This window comes from Arthrobacter sp. MPF02 (genome assembly GCF_046605375.1).
GTDB lineage: Bacteria > Actinomycetota > Actinomycetes > Actinomycetales > Micrococcaceae > Arthrobacter.
The window spans coordinates 340484-360309 of record NZ_CP176772.1 but is presented as its reverse complement, the minus strand read 5'-3'; the positions used below and the strand labels follow the sequence as shown (position 1 = coordinate 360309).

Here is a 19826-nt window from a genome sequence, read left to right as displayed (position 1 = left end):
TAGCGGAGGGTCAGGCCACCTGGCCCGCGCCCGTCCCGGGGTCCGCCGCCGGAGGGGTGACTGACGGAAGGCGCTCCCGGCGGTCATGCAGCACGACGGGTCCCGGTTTGGGCCGCTTGGCCGCCGGCAGTTCCTCCGGACCGTGCGGCAGGAACCGCCGCACCATCCAGGGGAACAAGTACTGCCGCACCCAGGCCAGGTCTTCCACCCGCGCCTGCGTCCAGCCGTGTGCCGGCATGGGCCGTGGCTGCAGGGGCTCGAGGCTGTGCGGCACTTCCAGTGCATCGAGGGCGGCGACCGCAACAACGTGGTGGCCCAGCGGGGACAGGTGTAATCGGTCCGGGTCCCACATCCGCGCGTCCTGCAGCTCCGGCAGGCACCACAGGTCCACCGTTGTCACGCGGTGCCGCAGTGCGATCTTGTGCAGGTGCTCGTTATAGATCGCCATCTTGCCCCGGATCTGGCTGAACACAGGGATCCCGCCCCAGTCCGGCCCGGCAAACAGAAGCACGGTGGCGCCGGAGGCTGCCAGCGTTTCCACAGCCCGGTCCATCTTGACGGCCAGCTTGTCCGGGTCCCCGCGGTGGAAAATGATGTCATTCCCGCCGCCGGACATGGCCACCAGGTCCGGCTTCAGCGCAAGCGCGGGAGCCAGCTGCCGGTCCAGGATCTGCTGCAGCAGCAGGCCCCGGATGGCCAGGTTGGCGTAGGCAAAGTCCGGTTCGCCGGCACTGAGTTCCTCGGCAAACCGGTCAGCCCAGCCGCGGAGCCCACCAAGGCTGCGCGGGTGCGGGTCCCCCACTCCTTCCGTGTATGAATCCCCCAGGGCCACAAACCGGCGCCAGGGGTGCCTGCCCCCTGTTGTCTCTCCTTCGCGCAGGTCCTCTTGTCCGGTTGTCATGCCGTCCTCCTTCGCGCAGTAGTTCGCGGGCGCTGCTCCTTTGCAGGGCCCGCCGTGGGCGGCGTCTGGAACTGCTGGTCAACCTCTGACGGGGCCAGCAGGCGGAAGTCCTCCACACCGTCGGGCGGTTCCTGCCGGGGCCCGGACGCAGCCGCAACGGGGCGGTCCATGCCGGCGCCGGGCGCGACAACGCTCAGCGCGGCGTCGCGCAGGTCCAACTCGTGGTGCACGGCCTGAGTCTGGAGGAATCTCAGGGCGCCTTCGCGGCTAAGGCCGTATTCGTTCATCAGGCTGCGGACCGCCAGGTCCACCAGGACAAGGGAGCTTTGCACGACGGCGATTCCCGCCGTCGCTTCCGCGCGCTCGGCGACCCGCACCACGACGCGCAGGGCGCGGGACACCTGCTGCACGTAGCTGCGGCTCCGCAGGAGGTCGTCGCTGGTGAAGGTGTGGGGCCGGGCGGCATACAGGTTGATTGCGGCGCTCGTTCCGCCCTCGGAGACAATGGGCGCGGACAGGAGCGACTGCACGCCATGGCCGGCGGCGGCGCTGGAGTAACCCGGCCAGCGCCGGTCCCGGCCGAGATCGGACAACAGGACGAATTCGCCCGTCCGGAACGCTTCCATCACCGGCCCGTCGGCGAAGGAGCACTGCTCCCTGTCCGCCTCGCGCGCCTGGTCCGTGCTCGCCGCAAGCGTGTGTGCCTTGCCAAGGCGGAAAAGGGTGGCAGCCCAGGCGATACCACGGTGTTCACCCTTGACGTCCGTCATGAAGTCGCGGGTGACTTCCCAGAGGTAGTCTTCAACAACCTTGCTGTCGAAAACCGGCTCCGGTGGCATTGGAAGAGGTCCCCAGCCAACCTGCCCCGAGGGATCAGCGGCCATTCTCCACGCCTTGATTGATGCGTTCCGGCCTACTGCAAAACCTTGCTCTTAGAATACTTCGCAGATGTGCCCCGGTGGTGCGATCTGCCGGATTGGTGCGGTACCGTAACCCCCTATTCTGGAACGGTGACGATCACCCAAGCCCTGCTTTCCTTCGCCGTGGTTGCCGGGTTGCTGACGCTGGTTCCCGGCATCGACACGGCACTGGTGCTTCGGTCCTCCCTGACGAGGTCGCGAAGCTATGCGTTTGCAACTGCCCTGGGTATCAGTACCGGGGCCATGATCTGGGGAGTGGCCGCCGCCGTCGGTGTTTCCGCTCTCCTTGCCGCCTCGGAACTGGCGTACCGGGCACTGACGCTGGCCGGCGCCGCCTACATGGTGTGGCTGGGCGCGTCCCTGGTGCGGAAGAGCTGGAAGGGCGGGGCGCCGGCGGAAGCGGAAGCGGTTGCTGTCCCGGCCCGCGCCGGCCTGTTTAGGGCCTGGCTGACAGGGACCGGAACCAATTTGCTCAATCCCAAGGTGGGCGTGTTCTACATCGCCACCATCCCGCAATTCATACCCGCAGGGGTTTCGCCCTTGTTCATGGGGGTTGTGCTCGCCGGGGTCCACTCTGCCCTGACTATGGCCTGGTTTGCGCTGCTGATCTTCGGGACCGGTTACGCGTCCAAGTGGCTGAAAGGCCCCCGGACTGTGCGGATCATCGACCGCATTACCGGCACGGTGCTGGTCGGCTTCGGAGTGAAACTCGCGCTTCAGCCGGGACACTGACGGTTTTACCAGCGCGTACCGGGACGTCTACGAGGCCCCCGTCTCGTTGCCGGGTGCCGGGGTGTAGACCACCAGGTTCAGGTCGGGCCGGTCCCCGGGAGAAAGCTGATGGTGTTCCAGCCGCAGGACCCCGCCGGCCGGATGGCGGAAGAGCCGCTCACGCGATTCGAATCCCAGAATGTCGTACCGGTCCCAGCCTTCCCGGAACTCCGGGCTTGCATCCTTGAGCCGTTCCACGAGGTTCTTCACGTCCACGTCCCCCAGCCGTTGCCCCGTTTCTGCACGGAACTCGGCCAGGAACCTCTTGCTGGTCACCTCCCAGTCGGGCAGAAGGTCCCGGACATATTTATCGGTGAACACCAGCCACAGAAGGTTGCGGTCCGCCGCGGCGACCGTAGCGATGTTGGGGTAGAGCGCGGCATAGGCCTTGTTCCAGCCTGCCACGCCTCAGTCGGGGAACAGCGCGAATGCCGGATTGGGATCCAGTGCGTCCAGCAGGCGCTGGATGTGCGCCGGCACGGTGGCGGCGTCGGCACCGGCGGGAGCGGCCGTTGCGTAGCCCCCGAGTGACAGAACGTAGCCCAGCCCGGTGTCCGAAAGATGCAGGGCGCGACTAACGGCTTCCAGTACTTGGCGCGACGGGCTGATATCCCTGCCCTGTTCGAGCCACGTGTACCAGGTGACACTGACCCCGGACAGGAACGCCACCTCCTCGCGGCGGAGCCCCCGTTCCCGTTTACGGGCTATGGGCGGCAGGCCGTAGTCGGCACGGACGGCCTGATCCCTGCGGGCACGCAGGAACAGGCCCAGTTCTTTCCGACGCCCTGAATCCCGCACCCCAAAATACTATTACTCTGGTACTCGCACTACTAGGAGCAGCGCTGTCTTCCAACTTGGGAACTGCCACAGCAGGATGGTACGCATGCCTGCACTACGCTCTAAAACAGTCACCCACGGCCGGAACATGGCGGGAGCCCGCGCACTGCTGCGCGCCTCCGGCGTCGCCGGCTCGGACATCGGGAAGCCAATCATCGCCGTGGCCAACTCCTTCACGGAGTTCGTCCCCGGCCACACCCACCTCGCCCCCGTGGGCCGGATCGTTTCCGACGCGATCCTCGCCGCCGGCGCCGTGCCGCGCGAGTTCAACACCATCGCCGTCGACGACGGCATCGCCATGGGCCACTCCGGCATGCTCTACTCGCTGCCGTCGCGCGACCTCATCGCCGACTCCGTGGAATACATGGTCAACGCCCACTGCGCCGACGCTTTGGTCTGCATCTCCAACTGCGACAAAATCACCCCCGGGATGCTGATGGCCGCGCTCCGCCTGAACATCCCCGTGGTGTTCGTCTCCGGTGGCCCCATGGAGGCCAGCCGTGTAACCCTGACCGACGGCTCCGTGCGTTCCCTGGACCTGGTGAACGCGATTGCAGATGCCGTTGACGAGTCCATCTCCGACGCCGACATTAACCTCATCGAAGAGAACGCCTGCCCCACCTGCGGTTCCTGCTCCGGCATGTTCACCGCCAACTCCATGAACTGCCTCACCGAGGCCATCGGGCTGTCCCTGCCCGGCAACGGCTCCGTCCTCGCGACCCACACCGCGCGCAAGGCGCTGTACGAGAAGGCCGGAGCCACCGTCGTCGAGCTCGTAAAGCGCTATTACGACGGCGACGACGCCTCCGTGCTGCCGCGTTCCATCGCCACCGCCAAGGCCTTCGACAACGCCATGGCGCTGGACATCTCCATGGGCGGTTCCACCAACACCATCCTCCATCTGCTTGCCGCGGCGCAGGAAGCGGGCGTGGACTACGGCCTCGCCGAGATGGACGCCAAGTCCCGCCAGGTGCCTTGCCTGGCCAAGGTGGCCCCGAATGTTGCCAAGGACAAGACCTACTACATGGAGGATGTCCACCGCGCCGGCGGCATCCCCGCCCTGCTGGGCGAGCTGAACCGCGGCGGCCTCCTGCACAAGGACGTCCACTCCGTGCACTCCGCGGACCTGGACGGCTGGCTGGATGACTGGGACATCCGTGGCGGCAAGGCCACCGAGGAAGCGAAGGCCCTGTGGCACGCGGCTCCCGGCGGCGTCCGCTCCTCCACTGCGTTCTCACAATCGAACGAGTGGACCTCCCTCGACACCGACGCCGCCGAAGGCTGCATCCGATCAGTGGAGCACGCCTACTCCAAGGACGGCGGCCTGGCCGTGCTCCGCGGCAACGTGGCCGTCGACGGCGCCGTGGTGAAGACCGCAGGCGTGGACGAATCCATCTGGACCTTTTCGGGCCCGGCGGTTGTGTGTGAGTCCCAGGACGAAGCCGTGGAGAAGATCCTGAACAAGACCGTCAAGGAAGGCGACGTGGTGGTCATTCGCTACGAAGGTCCCAAAGGCGGTCCGGGCATGCAGGAAATGCTTTACCCGACGTCGTTCCTCAAGGGCCGCGGCCTGGGTAAAAAGTGCGCCCTAATCACCGACGGCCGCTTCTCCGGCGGCACCTCCGGCCTGTCGATCGGGCATATCTCCCCCGAGGCTGCCTCCGGCGGCACCATTGCCCTGGTGGAAGACGGCGACATCATCAGCATCAACATCAGCCAGCGCTCCATGCAGCTGGAGGTCTCCGACGAACTCCTCGCCGAACGCCGCGAGAAACTCCTGGTGAACGGCGGGTACAAGCCCAAGGACCGGGACCGCCAGGTGTCCGCGGCGCTGCGCGCCTACGCCGCCATGGCCCTGTCCGCGGACAAGGGTGCCGTCCGCGACGTTTCCCTCCTGGAGAACTAAGCAGACGGGATCCTGCGCCGGGACGAGGCAGGATCCCGTCAGACCAGGTCGTGCTTCAGCACCACGTCATACGCTTCCACCCGCCGGTCGGTCACGGTGGTGGGCGATTCCAGGTGCACCGCGCCGGACGGCAGGATGCCCGCACCGCCAAACCGTTCCATCACCTGCCACTGGGCCACCACGTCCTCCCCCGCGTGGTCGGAGGGCAGGTCGGGCCAGAAACTGAAGCCGCCGGCGTCGACAAGGGCATCGCGCCGGTACATAACGCAGCCGCCCAGCCATGCCACCCGGTACGGCACCCACTCCCCTGGCTCCAGCGAAAGGTCCGCACTGAGGTGGCTGAGGTTGGCGGCGCTGTGCAGGGGCCAGCGCTCGAAGCCGGGTCCGCCCGGCCGGATGCGTTCCGCCTCCACGCCGCCTTCCCACGCCTCAAAGACCGCTGTCTGCTCCGGCCGCCGGTCGTCCAGGAAGGAAAGTCCCTGCGGCGCCATCCCCACAAAGCCGCAGCCCAGGTCATCCAGTGCGCCGCTGAGCCGTTCGAGTGACCCCGGTTCCAGCCAGACGTCGTCGTCCAGGAAGAGGCACCGGTCGGCAGTGGACTGCTCAAGCAGGAACTGGCGGTGCTCCGCCAGTCCGCGCCGCGGCAGGTGGCGGAGAAGCGTGACCGGCCGCCCCTGCGCCTGCAGCACGCGGACCATTGCGGCGGCGGCTGGATGCTCCCAGCCCGGACTTCCGCTGGACTGGTCACTGATCACGACGGCGAACGCTGGCTCCGCCTGCCCGGCAAGGCCGGCAAGGGTGACAGCGAGTTCGGCCGGCCTGTTGCAGGTCGGCACCAGCACGTCCACCGCTACCCGCTCAGGCACCGCAGCCGGCCGCGCCCACTGTTCTGATGATCTCCTGCTCACAGCCCCTCCTGGTACCCGGCACGCAGTGCCGTCAGCTGGCAAATTGATTCCGCATGTCCCGTACCCAGCCCGAGGCCATGTATGCCTGAACCCGGGCGCCCCAAGCCGGGACACACCGAAGGCCCCCGCCCACCATCCCAAGGGGATGCCGGAGGCGGGAGCCCTCTGCGCTTGCTTGTGTCCCGGTTCAGGCCTATCCGGCGTCGAAGCTTTCGCCGCCGTCGTCGTTCGGGGACTGGTCCTCCGGGAGGTCGTTGCCGCTGCCGTCAGGAATGCCTGCGGCCTCCTGGCCGGATTCGGAGGAGACAGGGGCGGATCCGGGGGAATCATCGTTGTTTTCGTTGATTTCCGCCTCGCCGGAAGGCAGGTCCAGGTCATGCGGGACCGGTTCCTCGCCGGTGTTGGACTGCGGCTCGTTGGTGTCCACGCCGCCGTTGGAGGCGCCGCCCTGCTGTGCCCCGCCCTGGCCGCCCAGCTCCTGCTCAGCGGTGGGAGTGCCGTAGCCGCCCGGGGCCGACTCGGGCTGGGCCTGCTGGTTTTCCTGCGTCATGTTTTCCTCCTGTATGCGTTGGGACTGGTCTGGAAAGAGGGGATCAGAGACCCTTGCCGCCGGTGACGGGAAGCACTGCCCCGGAGATATAGGAGCCGTCTTCCGATGCCAGCAGGACGTAGGCCGCAGCGAGCTCGGCGGGCTGGCCCGCACGCTCCAGCGGGGTGTCCTGGCCGAACTTGGGCAGCTTCTCCGGCCACTCGGTGGCGGGAATCAGCGGAGTCCAGATGGGTCCCGGCGCCACCGCGTTGACGCGGATCCCCTTGGGCCCAAGCTCCTGGGCCAGCGCCTTGGTGAACGCCACCTGCGCGGCTTTTGTCATGGCGTAGTCGATCAGCCCGGGTGACGGGTCAAAGGCCTGGATGGACGCCGTGGTGATGATCGAGGCGCCCGGCTTCAGGTGCGGCACGGCTGCGCGCGCACTCCACAGCAGGGAGTACAGGTTGGTCTTGAAGACGCGGTCGAACTCCTCCGTGGGCAGGGTGTCCAGGCTTTCGCGGTTCTTCTGGTAGGCCGCGTTCAGCACCACCACGTCAAGGCGGCCGAACCCGGACACTGTCTCCTCGACGATCCGGGTGCTGAACTCCTCCTCGCGGCCGTCGCCGGCGAAGAGCAGGGCGCGGCGCCCCGCCTTCCGGATCCAGTCGGCGGTGTCCTGCGCGTCGTCTTCCTCTTCCGGAAGGTAGGAGATCGCGACGTCGGCCCCCTCACGGGCAAACGCGATGGCGGCCGCCTTTCCGATCCCCGAGTCGCCGCCCGTGATGAGCGCCGCCTTGCCCTCAAGCTTTCCGTGGCCCTCATAACTGAGTTCGCCGTGGTCCGGCTTGGGATCCATGGGCCCCGTGAGTCCGGGTTGCTTCTGTTCCTGCTCGGGGAACGGCCCGTCGTGGTAACCGCCCCGTGGGTCTGTTGGCTGGTCTGTCTGCTTGTCTGTGCCGCTCATAGTCCGCCTACTCACTGTGTCGGTTTGCGAAAAGCCGCCGTGCACCGGCTCTTCGACGCTATCCCGGCCGGTGGAGCAAGTCCACCGTTCCATGCGAATAATCAGTAAACTTATCAAATGACGGTGCGGGCGCAACGTTGGCCCGGTTTGTGGGTAGTGAAGGAGTAGAAGGAAAACAAGACCCGCCGCCAGGGAAGGAGAAGCAATGTCCGAGGTGGAGGATTACACCGGCCGCACAGGGCGGAACGAGACCCGCGAGGAACAGTTGGACCGCAACTGGGCCGAGCTCCTGCAGGAACTGCGTGTGCTGCAGATGGGCGTCCAGATCCTGGCAGGCTTCCTGCTGACGCTCCCCTTCCAGGAGCGTTTCGAGGACCTGGACGACTTCCAGATCATCCTCTACCTGACGAACGTGGTCATCGCCGCCGTCACCACTGCCTTCATCCTCCTCCCGGTCAGTGTTCACCGGCGGCTGTTCAGGAAGCGGCTCAAGGAGACCCTGGTCGCCAGCGGGGACACTATCGCCAAGGTCACCCTCGCGGGCATCGCCCTGCTCAGCGCCGGCACGGCAACCCTGGTTTTCGATGTCACGGCCGGGCGCTCCGCAGGTCTCACTGCCGGTGGAGCGCTGCTGGCCTTCATGGTGGTCCTGCTGGTGTACGTGCCGATCCACCTGAACAGGAAAGCGGCAGCCGGCAAGCCGGACCAGCTCTAGGAAAAGGAGTCAGCCATGCGTAAATGGGCCAAGGAACACGGGTTGCTGCTGGCAAATATTGCCCTTTTCCTGGCGTTTTTCGGAGGCATGATCCTTTCCGGAGCAGCCGCCTACAGCGAGGAACAGCAGGCCCACGGAGAGCCCCCCGTCACGGTCCTGGAATTCCTGGCTACCGGCGAGTTCTACGAGGCCACCTTCGAAAACTGGGAGTCCGAGTTCCTGCAGATGGGCATGTATGTGGTGCTGACCATCTTCCTGTTCCAAAAGGGCTCCTCGGAATCGAAGCCCATGGGCAAGGAATCACCGCAGGACGAGGACCCGCGGCACGCCATGCAGGATGGCACTCCCTGGCCCGTGAAGCGCGGCGGCATGGCATCGAAGTTTTACGAGAACTCCCTGTCCATCCTCTTTTTCGGGCTCTTCCTCGCCTCCCTCACTGCCCATGCCATGGGCGGCGCGGCGGCCTACAACGAGGAACAGCAAAGCCATGGCCAGTCCACCGTGACGGTCCTGCAGTACATGGGCACCAGCCGCTTCTGGTTTGAGTCCTTCCAGAACTGGCAAAGCGAGTTCCTGGCGGTCGCCGTCCTGGTGGGCGCGTCCGTCTACCTCCGCCAAAAAGGCTCACCCGAATCCAAACCCGTTGCCGAACCACACTACGAGACCGGCTCCTAGCCGGACCATCACGAGAGGAACCTATGAGAACCCTTGCGAAGACTATCTTTTTGGCCCTGCTGCTCGTCACGGCACCTGCCCTGAGCGCCGGCGCCGCCTCGGCAGCCGCGGCCTCCGCCGTCCCGGCAGGCAACGTCCAGGCCGGTACGGTCCAGGCCGACAGGGGATCCTCAGGAGGGGTGTGGGTGCTTACCGGCAACACCCCCACGCCGTCTCCCGGGGACACCGCTTCCACCGGCCCCGCCAACCCGGGAACGGGTGAATCCGCAGAAAACGAGTCCACGCGCCTCGACTGGACCCCCTGGGTCATTGGCGCGGTCGCCGTCGTGGTACTGGTCCTGATCCTGGTCTGGCGCCGCCGCCGCAACACCACCTTCGTCGGATGACAGGCCGGAGCCGCAGGGCAGAACGTTCGGGACCCCGGCCATGATCACGGCCAACGTGGCGGACGGCGTCCACCTGATCACGCACGCCCACGTCAACTGCTACGTACTCGAGGACGACGACGGGCTGACGCTGGTGGACGCCGGGCTGCCCAGTATGTGGTCTATGCTGCTGCAGGTCCTCGCGGAAGTGGGCCGGCGCCCGGACGAGATCAAGGCGCTGGTGCTCACCCACGGCCACTTCGACCACGTGGGCTTCGCGCTGCGCGCCCACCAGGAGTGGAATGTTCCCGTGATGGTGCATCCGGGCGACTCCTATCTGGCGGCGCATCCCTACCGGTACAAGCCGCAGCGCAACCGGTTCGCCTACCCCTTCACCCATCCGCGATCCCTGCCGCTGCTCGGACAGATGGCCGCGGCGGGGGCGCTGGCCGTGAAGGGTGTGTCCACCACCCAGCCGTTGCGCGCCGGTGAGGCACTCCCGGTTCCCGGGCGCCCCACGGCAGTGCACACTCCGGGCCATACGGACGGGCACTGCATCCTTAACCTGCCCGGCCGGAACACAGTCCTCAGCGGTGACGCCCTGGTGACCCTGGACCCCTACACGGGCAGGAAGGGGCCGCAGATCGTGGCGTCGGCGGCCACGAACGACACCGCCCTGGCGCTGGCATCCCTTGAGGCTCTTGCCGCCACCGGGGCGGCCACGGTGCTGTCCGGACACGGGGAGCCGTGGACGCAGGGCGCCGAAGCTGCCGTGCAGCACGCCTTGCAGGTGGGTGCCCACTAAAACCCAACTAAGTAGCGCGAACTGTCGTTTTGAGGCTTCAAAATGGCAGTTCGCGCTACTTAGTTGGGAGGGCGGCGGGAGCTAGGCCCCTTCGAGGACCTGCGTGGTTGCCCACGCCAGGTACTTGCCTGCGTTCGCGACGGCGTCTGCCGGGCTTGCAGCGACATCCAGCAGCTGCGCCGCGGCCACCACGCCGTGACGGGCCAGATCCTCGAGGGTCACCAGGATCCGGCCGGCCACCACGATGACGGGGATGCCCTTTTCGCGGGCAGCGTCGGCAAGGGCGATGGGCGCCTTGCCTGTCAGGGACTGCGAATCCATGGATCCTTCACCGGTGATCACCAGGTCCGTCCCGGCCAGCTGGTCGGCCAGCCCGGTCAGTCCGGCCACCAGTGCGAAGCCGCCTTCCAGCGTGGCCCCGGTGAAGGCAAGGAACGACGCCGGGAAGCCGCCCGCGGCGCCCGCGCCGGGGACGTTCACGTCCCGGCCGGTGGCTTCCCGCAGCACCGACGCCCAGTTGCGGAGCCCGGCGTCGAGGAGTTCCACCGCATCCGGGTCGGCGCCCTTCTGCGGCGCAAAGACATGGGCCGCGCCGGACGGGCCGTAGAGCGGGTTGCGGACGTCGACGGCGATGCGGAACGTCGTGGCGGCGAGCCGCGGATCGAGGGCGCTGGTGTCCAGGGAGACAATCTCGGCCTGCGAGCCGCCGCCCAGCGGCACCACGTTGCCGACGGCGTCCAGCGGCTTCAGGCCAAGCGCACGCAGGGCCCCGCTGCCGCCGTCGGTCATAGCCGAGCCGCCCAGCCCCAGAATGATCTCCGTGGCTCCGGCGTCCAGGGCGGCCGCGATCAGCTGGCCGCAGCCGTAGCTGTGCGCGCGGAGGGCGTTTTCAGGAGTGGGATCCATGCTCGCGAGGCCGGAGGCCTGGGCCGTCTCAATGACCGCGGTGACCGTCCCGCCGTCGGACTTCCTGATGGCCCAGGCGGCACCCAACGGGGCGAGGATGGGCCCGGTGACGGCGTTCAGCCGTTCCTCGTAGCCGGCGGCGACGGCCGCCTCCAGGGTGCCCTCGCCGCCGTCGGCGATGGGAAACTGTGTTGCCACGGCATCGGGGTACACGCGAAGGGCGCCTTCGGCGATGGCTGCAGCGGCTTCGGCAGCGGTCAGCGAGCCCTTGAACTTATCCGGAGCGATGAGGATGCGCATGCGCTCCATCATGCCAGCATCAGCGGGGAAAGCGCTTGCCGCAGGCGTAATGCAGCGGCAAGCGCGTAAAACTCCTAACCTTCGCGCCACTCATGGCTGGTGATGTGCGAGCCCGCCTGCGGTCCCATCTGGAGCATGCCGCCGTCTACCGGCCAGGACGCTCCGTTGACATAGCTGGAGGCGGGGGAGGCGAGGAAAGCGATGACGTTGGCAATTTCCCACGCGTTCCCGGGCCTGCCGAGCGGTACGCCTGGCCGGTCCTTGGTGGTGGGATCCTCGTCCTCCTGGCCCGTCATGGGGGTGGCGATCTCACCGGGTGCCACGGTATTGGCCGTGATTCCGTGTTCCGCCAGTTCCAGGGCCAGCGTTTTCATGAGGCCGCCGAGCCCGTGCTTGGACGCGTCGTAAGCGGAAGAACCCACGCGCGGCTGGAATTCGTGGACGCTGGTGACGGCAATCAGCCGCCCTCCCCTGCCCGCCCGGACCATGCGCCTGGCCGCCGCCTGCAGGCAGACGAACGCGCCGTTGAGGTTGGTGTCCAGGGTCTGCATCCAACGGTCGATGTCCATGTCCAGGAACTTGGTGCTCTCCCCGGTCCCCGCGTTGTTGACGAAGACGTCCACGCCGCCCAGTTCGTCTGCGAGCTCGTCAATGACGGTACCGGCCGCACGGAGCTCGGTGGTGTCCAGTTGCCGCACCACTGCCTTCCGTCCCAGCGCGCGGATTTCCTCGGCGGTAGCTTCGGCGCCGGCCTTGTCCGTGTGCCAGGTCACGCCCACGTCCAATCCGGCGCGGGCCAGGGCCACAGCCGTGGCTTTGCCAATGCCCGAGTCGGATGCGGTGACGATGGCGGTGGCGGGTGCAAAGGTGCTGGTGTCCTGCATCGTGGCTGCCTTTCGGAAGGTTTCGGGTGGGAGGGTGTCAGGCCGGGCGGCGGAGTTCGGGTTCCTCCGGAAAGTCGCCACCGCCGGAGTCCGCCTCGTCCGTGTCATCCGGTACGGACATCAGCGGGACGGCAAAGGTCACCACGGGACGGGCCTCGGCGTCGTCCGCGGACCTGACGGTCAGGCTCCTGGTGCCGGGCGGCACGGAGGGGGTGAAAACCTGCAGGTTCCGCGAACCGAGGACGGCAGAGTCCTGCAGCGTATATTCAGTGCCGAAGTGGTCCTGGAGGATGATGTTGGGCTGCGGCCCGCCTTCGGTTTCCATATGGATATTCACCACCAGCCCCGTGGCCCAGATTTCCACCGACAGAACGGTGAATTCGCTGGATTCCGTGACGTGGCTTCCGAACGTGGGCGGCAGGAGCAGTCCCCGGAGGGAGCCTGACGGTATGAGTTCTCGCATTGTTGTTCCTGACGGTCTTGCGTCCGCGGTCGCCAAAGTGGCGCCGGATGGGTGCTCCGGTGCTGCCGAAACGATGTGGGCGCGGGTGCGGCTTAGGCGTCTTCCCGATTAGGGTTTTCGAGTCTGAAAAAGTTGGATTGCTGCCCGTCGCTGCGCTGTTCCTGATAGATGAAATTCAGACGCCGGGAGTCGAAGGTCTCGAACCATTCCTCCCAGCTGATGTGGCGGAGCTTGTCGTTTCCGCCACCGAAGTCGATCCGCAGCACTCCGAGGTGGTCACCGTGTTCAGTGCCGTCCACGGTGGCCGGAACGCCGTCGCGCTCCTCTGCCCACTGCCTGATGACTTCGTGGTGCGTGGTGGCCAGGCTGCGGCCTTCACGTTCCGGCTCGTCTTCCGGGGACGTGACTTCCTGGGAATACTTGAGCGATTTGGATGACTCCGGCCCTCGCCGGATCTTCCCGTCGTCCGGGCCGGCGCCCAGGTCCTCTTCGTCCTTGTCCGCATCGTCGCGGGTTTTGTTGCCCTTGTCTTCCGCCATAGTTGCCCTCTCCTTTCCCCATGGGCTGGAACTAGTAAGTCTACTTACTATGGAGCCTCCCGATGCGCTCCCCTGTCAAGGGCTGCCGGGCACATTCGGAGGGTTCCCGCGCAGGCGGACGGCACAGCTTCAGGCTAGGACCGCGGCCTCAGCACTGCGTAATATCCGGGTACGCGCCCCTGCCCCTCCACCGCGGTTGCGGGGTGGGTTTCGATCTGGATGGCGCCGTCCTCCAGCAGGTCCCATTCCGCCGGGGGCAGCAACTGTTCCCTTTCCCCGGGGCCGAAGCGGCCAGGCATCGGCAGCCCCCGGATGGCACGTTCCAGCGGCTCCGGGATGCTGCGGGTGGTGGCGCCCAGGTGGGAAACGTACTCCACCGGGTTGCCCGGGAAGTTGGTTTCGGCAAGGAACACGGTGCCGCGGTCCCCTGCCAGGAGCCGCAGGTTTTCCACCAGGGCCGCCTGCCCCGCCTGGTCCAGGACGTGGAGGACACCGCGGATGAAAACATTCGCGCCGCCGTCGAACTCCGCCCCGGCACCGGGCGACGTCATGTCCCGGACCTCGAACCGGACGTTTCCCACGCCCTTGGATTCCGCAGCCGCCCGCTTAATTGCGTGCGCCGAGATATCCACGCCAACGGCTTCAGGAAAGACTCCGGCGAGCGCGCGGGTGAAACTGCCGTGCCCGCAGCCGATGTCCAGCACGGGAAGGGCCGGGTCCAGATGGCGGAGCAGGACATCCTGGTAGCCGAGGAACTCAGTGTCCGTCCCGGCATCCCACAGAACCTCGCCGCCCGCGCCTGTTGCCTTGATGCCGGCCCAGTACCGGTCCCAGGCCAGTGGCCGGTCCTTCGGGGCGGAACGCGATAACCGGACAAGTCTGGGGATCATCAGGTACTTGCGCAGGGCTGACGCTACGGATTTGGCTGGCGGCTTCGCAGGTGAGGGCACCGGACAAATATATGTCCCGCCACTCCCGTCTCCGGAGTTTTCGGACACGTATGCCGACTTAAGTGCCGTTTAGCCCTCATACCTCCCCAAAAACTCTTCCGTGCGAAGGGGAGGTTCCAGGTCAGGCGGCGGGGCCGTTGTCCAACGCCAGCCAGGCCATGGCTTCCTCCCGTGAGGTGAAGAAGCGCGTGGGGCAGGGCAGCCTGCTGACTCCAAGGGCGAAGTTGGCCATCACCTTGTCCACAGGCGAGGAGCCGAGCAGCGCGATCCGGGACGCCTGGCAGCGGCGGCCGAACACGGCGCGGGCACCGCGGCTGACTCTTTCGGTGGTCGCCATGTCCACGAGCATGGGGCGCCGGATGTCCCCGCACACCTCGTTCACCCGGCGCATGGCGCTTTCAGCGTCGGCCTCGCTGATGGAGGAACCCCGCGGCCACCGGAGCTGGAGGATTCCGCCGTCGTCCAGGCTCAGGTCTCCCTTGGCAGATTCTGCCGGCTGGTTCGTCACTTTGCCCTCCTTACCCTTTTCCAGAAGCCGTCCGCCCTGCATCCCCCTACAATGTACTCAACTGGGAGGGAAGGGGTCTTTGTGGCGGCTGATATGCCGTGTGACTTGCGCGTGCCCCGCACGGCTGTGGTGGCGGATCCCGACGCCGGACGGCTGGGCTTGAATGCCGCCGCCCTGGAGGGCGCCGGGTACCTCGTCCGGACCGCTGCGGACGCATCCCGCCTGCGTGCCCTGCTCGCTGAAGGCGAGCCGGCCGTCATCATTGCCGACGCCCCGCTGTTGCCCGCGATCGACTCCGAGGCGCCCGTCCTGCTGATGGTGGATCTGGACAACCCGGACGAAACCTCGGCCCGGCCTTCCGGTATCCACGACTGCATCACCAAGCCGCCCGCGCCCCGGGAACTGGTGCACCGCGCCAATGCGCTCATCGATTTGGTGACCCGGCGGAGCGCGTCCCGGCAGGAAGCGGAGGCGCTGCGCGAGCAGCTCCGCCTGGTGTCCGCCGCTGTCCGCGCCACCAACGATCCCCGGGAGATCGCCAACCACGTGGTGGCTGGGTTCGGCAGCACGTTCAAGGCGGACCACGTCCGGCTCACCACCTTTGAGGATGAGCGGGTTCCACAGATTACCGCCGCCTGGGACGCGCCCGGCGTGAAGCCACTGCCCGACGGCGTCCTGCCGGGCGGGGAGGAAGCCCGCCGGACCGCGGACCTGCTGTGGGCCGGCGCTGAGACGCTGTCCTCGGAAGGCACCGAACCGGATGAGGGCGAACCGGGCCGCGTCCGCCAAGGCGGAGGTGCGGCGGCCGGCGGGGTGCCGGCATCGGGCTTCTCCCACGCCGTCTCCACGCTGGCGATACCGATGGGCGAGGGGAATTCCTCGCTCGGCATCATCTGGATCGCGATGCAGGACCGGCCGCGCCAATGGTCCCGGGCCGAGCTGGGCCTGATCCAGCACGTGGCCGGCAACGCCGCCCACGGCCTGATCCAGAGCCACCTCATCAGCAGCCAGCAGCAGGTGGTCAAGCAGCTGCAGCAGCTGGACAAGGCCAAAACTGACTTCCTGGCCACGGTGAACCATGAACTGCGCACGCCGCTGACCTCGATCATGGCCTACCTGGACATGATCCAGGAGAGCACGGAGCAGCCGGTCTCCCCCGAGGTCCACCAGATGCTGGACATCGTGGTGCGGAACACCGAGCGCCTCCGCTCCCTGATCGAGGACATGCTCAGCGTTTCGCGGAACGGCCTGGACGACGGCCTCATGCACCTGACGCCGGTCCGGCTGGGCCAGACCCTGGACCTGGTGGCCGCGGCGCTGCGTCCGTTGGCGAGGCTGCAGAACGTAACCATCGCCGTCGAACCGGTCCCCGAGGATCCGGAGATCCTGGCTGATGAGGTGCAGCTGCAGCAGGTGTTCACCAACCTGGTGTCCAACGCCATCAAGTTCACCCCCAGCGGCGGCCGGATCGAGGTGGGCGGCGAGTCCCACGCTGACGACGACGGCTCCCGCTGGGCAACCGTGCGCGTGGCGGACACCGGAATCGGTATTTCCAGTGACGAGATCGACCACGTGTTCACGCGTTTTTACCGCGCGTCCAACGCGATGTCCGGAGCCATCCCCGGGACGGGGCTGGGACTTGCCATCACCAAGGACATCGTGGCCCGGCACGGGGGGAAGATAGACGTAGCGTCCACACTGGGCGCAGGAACCACTGTTACGGTCAGCCTCCCCCTGGACGCCGACCGTTCCCAGGCCAACTGAACCAGGCAAGGGTTGAGGGAAGGAGGAAGCCCCGATGTTCGCGGACAATGATCCCCGGCTCTCCCAGCTGCTGGAAGGCATTGTCCGGCTGGCGTCCGGAGACCTCAGTTCCAGGATCGAGGTGTCCCCCGCACGGGACGAGCTGGATGCCATCATCATGGGCACCAACCTGTTGGCCGAGGACCTGCAGATCATTTACGAGGAGCTGGAGCAGCGCGTGCAGGTGCGCACCCAGCTGCTCCACGAGGCACACCTTGAGATGCAGAAGATGGCCATGCAGGACCCGCTCACCGGTTTGGCCAACCGCTCCGCCCTCCTGGAGACGCTGAGGGCCGCGCTCGAGGCCGAACACCCGCCGGGCGAGGTCCCCGTTATCCTGCTGATGGACCTGGACGCTTTTAAGTCCATCAACGACAGCATGGGCCACACCGCCGGGGACCAGGTGCTGATCACCGTTGGTGAACGCATCCGCGGTGCGGTGCGTGCCAGTGACGTGGTTGCCCGGCTGGGCGGCGACGAATTCGCCATCGTGCTGCCCTCGGCCACCCCGGACCAGGCCGCCATCGTGGGGCACCGCATCCTGGCGGCGCTCGATCCGCCCATCGAACTGCCCGGGCGCAGCGTGCGCTGCGGCGCGAGCGTCGGGCTGAGCGTGGGCAGTGCCGGCCAGGCGCCCGAGGACATGCTGATGGAAGCCGACGTCGCCATGTACGCTTCCAAGGCCGAAGGTCAGAACAGGCTGCACCGGTTTGAACCGGCTCTCCTGCTGATGCGCAGGCTCCGAAGCCAACTGGTGGACGACCTCCGGGCCGCCATCAAGAATGACGGCCTCACGCTCCACTACCAGCCCGTGGTGGAGCTCGCTACCGGACGGGTGGAGGGCGTGGAGGCGCTGGTGCGCTGGAACCACCCCACCCGTGGTTTCGTCATGCCGGACGAATTTATTCCGCTGGCCGAAGAGGCAGGGCTGATCTCCGAACTCGGACTTTGGGTGCTCAGGACGGCAGTGCACCAGCTCCGGTCCTGGATGGACACGTCCCTGGTGGGCACCATGTTTTCCGTGCGCATCAACATCTCCGCTACGGACCTGCAAAGCCTGCAGTTCATCGAGGACGTCCGGACAGTGTTGAAGGAAACCGGCGTGCGGCCGGAACAGGTGGTCCTGGAACTGACTGAAGTTGCCATCGTCAAGGGCAATGAATTGGACCGCTATTCACTGGGCGGCCTCCGCGGCCTGGGCGTGGGCATCGAAGTTGATGATTTTGGTACCGGCTACTCCTCCATCAGCTACCTGCGCCGGCTGCCGGTGGACCGGGTAAAGGTGGACCGCTCGTTGATTTCGGGGCTCGGCACCGATCCGAGCCAGCCGGAACTGGTGGCCGCGGTGCTGCAGCTGGTGCGGGCCTGCGGGCTGGAGGCCGTGTGGGAAGGTGTGGAGACGGCGGAACAGGCGGAAATCCTCCGCGGCCTCGGCTGCCTGAGCGCGCAGGGCTACTACTTCGGCAGGCCCGTCCCGCCCGAGCAGATTCCGGGTCTGCTGGCTGACCAGCCGGAACGCGCAAACCCGTAACGGTTAAAGTACTGCGCTTTTGGTGCCGCCGATATACGATCATCGTGCGGTGTCTGATTTTCCTGGCCGCAAAAGCTGGGGTGAACAGAATCACCGGAGTAAAAGGCGTTTAGAACTTGAACATTATTGGGCCACAAGGTCATTACTTCGTCAACTGGGGGCGTAGCTAATGTCGGTTCGTGTACAGGCATGGGGAATCATTGCCGCGGTGCTGGCGGACACCGATCCGTCCGGCGCGGCCGTCCGCCAGCGCCTAAGCAACAGTCTTGATCAAAACCCGGGGGTTCCGGAACGGGCACTGCTGGAATACCTCCTGGAGACGCGGCGCAGCGACGCCAATACCGTGGAAACGCTGGAAAGCGCCCGGGAGATGCGCCTCACTCCCCCTGCCATGCCGCCCCAGGTTGCCGAGCAGATTGATGCCATCCGGAGCATGTCGCGCATCAGCGCCCTGCTTGAGAACCAAATGCTGATGACGGCGTTCCAGCCCATCTACGGGCTCGCCGGAAAGAGCGTGATCGGAGTGGAGGCACTGGCCCGGTTCGTCAGTGACGACGGCGCCGCGGCTGAGCTGTGGTTCGCCGAGGCGAGGGCCGTAGGTCTTGGCGCCAACCTGGAGTTTTCCGCCCTCGGCTCCGCGGCCATCGCGGCCCGGGACCTTTCGCCCGACCTCTTTGTCTCCCTCAACATCTCGCCATCGTCCTGCCTGGATCCGCGGCTTCCGGAACTGTTCGAATACATCGACCTTCCCATCAACCGGGTGGTCCTTGAGCTGACGGAAAGCATCGCTGACGAGCAGTACGCGCAGTTCATCGCCGCCGTCAATCCGCTGCGTGACAAGGGCCTGCGGATCGCCGTCGACGATACCCACTCCGGCGCCGGCGCCCTGAGCCGCATGGTCCACCTGCGGCCGGACTTCCTCAAGGTGGGCCGGGACGTCATTGGCGACGTGGACAACGACGGCATCCAGCGTGCCCTGGCCGCCTGCCTGGTGGATTTCACCGGGCAGATCGGCACCACCCTGGTGGCGGAGGGCATCGAAACGGTCGGCGAGCTGAAGGTCCTCACCGAGCTGGGGATCGACGCCGGCCAGGGCTACCTGCTGGGACGCCCCTCGGTCCGGCCGCAGGACTGGGCCTCGTGGAATACCCGCCTGGACGCGGACGGCCATAACCGACAGCTGGCCGAGCAGGCCGGCAGTAAGCCGCAGGCGAACGACGCACGCTAAGGCATGAACAAAAGCACGGGCCCGGCGGATACCTTGTCCGCCGGGCCCGTGTATATTGCACCGCTCTGAGTGGTGTGCACGGGGGCTATTCGTCGTGCCCCTGGTCGCGGCTCATCTGGTCCTCGGCCGGAGGCGTCTCCCCGGGCGGCACTCCCCCGCCGGGTTCCAGGCCCGTGACATTGCCTTCCGCCGGATCCGGGTTTGGCGAGCCTGCTGATTCCTTGCTTCCTGTCCCTTGGGCCCCGTCGAAGCCCTTACCCGGCTGGTCCGGGTTGGCGGGGTCGTTTTCCGGATGGTAGCTGCTCATCGTGCGTATCCTTCCTGCCCGGCCGCGGTTCTTTGCCCCAGCTCTGGACTAATTGTAAGCATGCTGATAATTCTGGAGGAGTAGGGCGGGCAGCCGCTGGGGTGCCCGGCA

21 protein-coding genes and 1 pseudogene are annotated in these 19826 nt (G+C 66.7%); 9 read left to right on the top strand and 13 right to left on the bottom strand.

Annotated features, from left to right (window positions below; all coding sequences use genetic code 11):
* Positions 1–10 precede the first annotated feature (10 nt).
* On the bottom strand, positions 11–901 hold the full coding sequence (locus ACLH0K_RS01680; protein WP_411375149.1) for an SGNH/GDSL hydrolase family protein: 891 nt from the start codon (positions 899–901) through the stop codon (positions 11–13).
* Complete coding sequence (locus ACLH0K_RS01675; RefSeq protein WP_411375148.1) at positions 898–1785, bottom strand: GAF domain-containing protein; 888 nt, start codon at positions 1783–1785, stop codon at positions 898–900. Before ACLH0K_RS01675 ends, ACLH0K_RS01680 begins: the two co-directional genes overlap by 4 nt.
* 126 nt (positions 1786–1911) lie before the next feature.
* On the opposite strand from ACLH0K_RS01675, the gene ACLH0K_RS01670 reads away from it, so the two are divergent.
* Positions 1912–2553, top strand: coding sequence for a LysE family translocator (locus ACLH0K_RS01670; RefSeq protein WP_411375147.1), 642 nt, complete (start codon positions 1912–1914; stop codon positions 2551–2553).
* A 27-nt stretch (positions 2554–2580) separates the two neighbouring features.
* Here the strand turns inward: ACLH0K_RS01670 and ACLH0K_RS01665 are convergent.
* Positions 2581–3390, bottom strand: a pseudogene (locus ACLH0K_RS01665) (helix-turn-helix transcriptional regulator).
* Between the two features lie 85 nt (positions 3391–3475).
* Here ACLH0K_RS01665 and ilvD point away from each other — a divergent pair.
* Complete coding sequence (gene ilvD, locus ACLH0K_RS01660; protein ID WP_411375146.1) at positions 3476–5335, top strand: dihydroxy-acid dehydratase; 1860 nt, start codon at positions 3476–3478, stop codon at positions 5333–5335.
* Positions 5336–5373: 38 nt separating this feature from the next.
* On the opposite strand, the gene ACLH0K_RS01655 is transcribed toward ilvD, so the two are convergent.
* From ACLH0K_RS01655 to ACLH0K_RS01645, 3 genes are all read right to left on the bottom strand, one after another.
* Positions 5374–6243 (bottom strand): glycosyltransferase, encoded by an 870-nt coding sequence (locus tag ACLH0K_RS01655; protein ID WP_411375145.1) that lies wholly within the window; start codon positions 6241–6243, stop codon positions 5374–5376.
* 193 nt (positions 6244–6436) lie between these two features.
* The gene (locus ACLH0K_RS01650) at positions 6437–6793 is read right to left on the bottom strand and encodes a hypothetical protein (RefSeq protein ID WP_411375144.1); all 357 of its coding nucleotides are present in this window, start codon (positions 6791–6793) and stop codon (positions 6437–6439) included.
* A gap of 43 nt (positions 6794–6836) precedes the next feature.
* Positions 6837–7736 (bottom strand): SDR family oxidoreductase, encoded by a 900-nt coding sequence (locus ACLH0K_RS01645; RefSeq protein ID WP_411375143.1) that lies wholly within the window; start codon positions 7734–7736, stop codon positions 6837–6839.
* A 205-nt stretch (positions 7737–7941) separates the two neighbouring features.
* Between ACLH0K_RS01645 and ACLH0K_RS01640 the strand changes: the two genes are divergently transcribed.
* The 4 genes from ACLH0K_RS01640 to ACLH0K_RS01625 are packed head-to-tail and all read left to right on the top strand — an operon-like array spanning position 7942 to position 10296.
* Positions 7942–8451: a DUF6328 family protein gene (locus ACLH0K_RS01640; protein ID WP_411375142.1), complete on the top strand. Its 510-nt coding sequence runs from the start codon at positions 7942–7944 to the stop codon at positions 8449–8451.
* 15 nt (positions 8452–8466) lie between these two features.
* On the top strand, positions 8467–9126 hold the full coding sequence (locus ACLH0K_RS01635; protein WP_411375141.1) for a DUF6766 family protein: 660 nt from the start codon (positions 8467–8469) through the stop codon (positions 9124–9126).
* 23 nt (positions 9127–9149) lie between these two features.
* Positions 9150–9512: a LuxR family transcriptional regulator gene (locus ACLH0K_RS01630; RefSeq protein ID WP_411375140.1), complete on the top strand. Its 363-nt coding sequence runs from the start codon at positions 9150–9152 to the stop codon at positions 9510–9512.
* A gap of 40 nt (positions 9513–9552) precedes the next feature.
* A complete protein-coding gene (locus tag ACLH0K_RS01625; protein ID WP_411375139.1) occupies positions 9553–10296 on the top strand; it encodes an MBL fold metallo-hydrolase in 744 nt (247 codons plus the stop codon).
* A gap of 81 nt (positions 10297–10377) precedes the next feature.
* On the opposite strand, the gene ACLH0K_RS01620 is transcribed toward ACLH0K_RS01625, so the two are convergent.
* The 6 genes from ACLH0K_RS01620 to ACLH0K_RS01595 all read right to left on the bottom strand — a co-directional run bounded on the left by ACLH0K_RS01620 (position 10378) and on the right by ACLH0K_RS01595 (position 14846).
* Positions 10378–11502 carry a glycerate kinase gene (locus tag ACLH0K_RS01620; protein WP_411375138.1) on the bottom strand — a complete coding sequence of 375 codons (1125 nt, stop codon included), beginning with the start codon at positions 11500–11502 and terminating at the stop codon, positions 10378–10380.
* A 74-nt stretch (positions 11503–11576) separates the two neighbouring features.
* Positions 11577–12386: an SDR family oxidoreductase gene (locus tag ACLH0K_RS01615; protein WP_411375137.1), complete on the bottom strand. Its 810-nt coding sequence runs from the start codon at positions 12384–12386 to the stop codon at positions 11577–11579.
* Positions 12387–12423: 37 nt separating this feature from the next.
* Positions 12424–12849, bottom strand: a complete 426-nt coding sequence (locus ACLH0K_RS01610) for a hypothetical protein (protein ID WP_411375136.1) — start codon at positions 12847–12849, stop codon at positions 12424–12426.
* Between the two features lie 92 nt (positions 12850–12941).
* Positions 12942–13388 (bottom strand): hypothetical protein, encoded by a 447-nt coding sequence (locus ACLH0K_RS01605; RefSeq protein ID WP_411375135.1) that lies wholly within the window; start codon positions 13386–13388, stop codon positions 12942–12944.
* Between the two features lie 134 nt (positions 13389–13522).
* Entirely contained in the window at positions 13523–14278 is a 756-nt protein-coding gene (locus ACLH0K_RS01600) for a class I SAM-dependent methyltransferase (RefSeq protein WP_411376530.1), read from the bottom strand.
* A gap of 181 nt (positions 14279–14459) precedes the next feature.
* Positions 14460–14846, bottom strand: coding sequence for an STAS/SEC14 domain-containing protein (locus tag ACLH0K_RS01595; protein WP_411375134.1), 387 nt, complete (start codon positions 14844–14846; stop codon positions 14460–14462).
* A gap of 93 nt (positions 14847–14939) precedes the next feature.
* Here ACLH0K_RS01595 and ACLH0K_RS01590 point away from each other — a divergent pair, with 93 nt between their 5' ends.
* The 3 genes from ACLH0K_RS01590 (at position 14940) to ACLH0K_RS01580 (ending at position 19408) form a co-directional block, all read left to right on the top strand.
* Positions 14940–16610 carry an ATP-binding protein gene (locus ACLH0K_RS01590; RefSeq protein WP_411375133.1) on the top strand — a complete coding sequence of 557 codons (1671 nt, stop codon included), beginning with the start codon at positions 14940–14942 and terminating at the stop codon, positions 16608–16610.
* A 34-nt stretch (positions 16611–16644) separates the two neighbouring features.
* The gene (locus tag ACLH0K_RS01585) at positions 16645–18180 is read left to right on the top strand and encodes a putative bifunctional diguanylate cyclase/phosphodiesterase (protein WP_411375132.1); all 1536 of its coding nucleotides are present in this window, start codon (positions 16645–16647) and stop codon (positions 18178–18180) included.
* Between the two features lie 169 nt (positions 18181–18349).
* Positions 18350–19408, top strand: coding sequence for an EAL domain-containing protein (locus ACLH0K_RS01580; protein WP_411375131.1), 1059 nt, complete (start codon positions 18350–18352; stop codon positions 19406–19408).
* Positions 19409–19493: 85 nt separating this feature from the next.
* On the opposite strand, the gene ACLH0K_RS01575 is transcribed toward ACLH0K_RS01580, so the two are convergent.
* Positions 19494–19715, bottom strand: a complete 222-nt coding sequence (locus ACLH0K_RS01575) for a DUF6480 family protein (protein ID WP_411375130.1) — start codon at positions 19713–19715, stop codon at positions 19494–19496.
* Positions 19716–19826: the final 111 nt, after the last annotated feature.

Coding starts and splice junctions, on each gene's coding strand:
- ACLH0K_RS01680 (WP_411375149.1), bottom strand. CDS start 901: ATGACAACCGGACAAGAGGACCTGCGCGAAGGAGAGACAACAGGGGGC.
- ACLH0K_RS01675 (WP_411375148.1), bottom strand. CDS start 1,785: ATGGCCGCTGATCCCTCGGGGCAGGTTGGCTGGGGACCTCTTCCAATG.
- ilvD (WP_411375146.1), top strand. CDS start 3,476: ATGCCTGCACTACGCTCTAAAACAGTCACCCACGGCCGGAACATGGCG.
- ACLH0K_RS01650 (WP_411375144.1), bottom strand. CDS start 6,793: ATGACGCAGGAAAACCAGCAGGCCCAGCCCGAGTCGGCCCCGGGCGGC.
- ACLH0K_RS01645 (WP_411375143.1), bottom strand. CDS start 7,736: ATGAGCGGCACAGACAAGCAGACAGACCAGCCAACAGACCCACGGGGC.
- ACLH0K_RS01640 (WP_411375142.1), top strand. CDS start 7,942: ATGTCCGAGGTGGAGGATTACACCGGCCGCACAGGGCGGAACGAGACC.
- ACLH0K_RS01635 (WP_411375141.1), top strand. CDS start 8,467: ATGCGTAAATGGGCCAAGGAACACGGGTTGCTGCTGGCAAATATTGCC.
- ACLH0K_RS01630 (WP_411375140.1), top strand. CDS start 9,150: ATGAGAACCCTTGCGAAGACTATCTTTTTGGCCCTGCTGCTCGTCACG.
- ACLH0K_RS01625 (WP_411375139.1), top strand. CDS start 9,553: ATGATCACGGCCAACGTGGCGGACGGCGTCCACCTGATCACGCACGCC.
- ACLH0K_RS01620 (WP_411375138.1), bottom strand. CDS start 11,502: ATGCGCATCCTCATCGCTCCGGATAAGTTCAAGGGCTCGCTGACCGCT.
- ACLH0K_RS01615 (WP_411375137.1), bottom strand. CDS start 12,386: ATGCAGGACACCAGCACCTTTGCACCCGCCACCGCCATCGTCACCGCA.
- ACLH0K_RS01610 (WP_411375136.1), bottom strand. CDS start 12,849: ATGCGAGAACTCATACCGTCAGGCTCCCTCCGGGGACTGCTCCTGCCG.
- ACLH0K_RS01605 (WP_411375135.1), bottom strand. CDS start 13,388: ATGGCGGAAGACAAGGGCAACAAAACCCGCGACGATGCGGACAAGGAC.
- ACLH0K_RS01600 (WP_411376530.1), bottom strand. CDS start 14,278: ATGATCCCCAGACTTGTCCGGTTATCGCGTTCCGCCCCGAAGGACCGG.
- ACLH0K_RS01590 (WP_411375133.1), top strand. CDS start 14,940: ATGCCGTGTGACTTGCGCGTGCCCCGCACGGCTGTGGTGGCGGATCCC.
- ACLH0K_RS01585 (WP_411375132.1), top strand. CDS start 16,645: ATGTTCGCGGACAATGATCCCCGGCTCTCCCAGCTGCTGGAAGGCATT.
- ACLH0K_RS01580 (WP_411375131.1), top strand. CDS start 18,350: ATGTCGGTTCGTGTACAGGCATGGGGAATCATTGCCGCGGTGCTGGCG.
- ACLH0K_RS01575 (WP_411375130.1), bottom strand. CDS start 19,715: ATGAGCAGCTACCATCCGGAAAACGACCCCGCCAACCCGGACCAGCCG.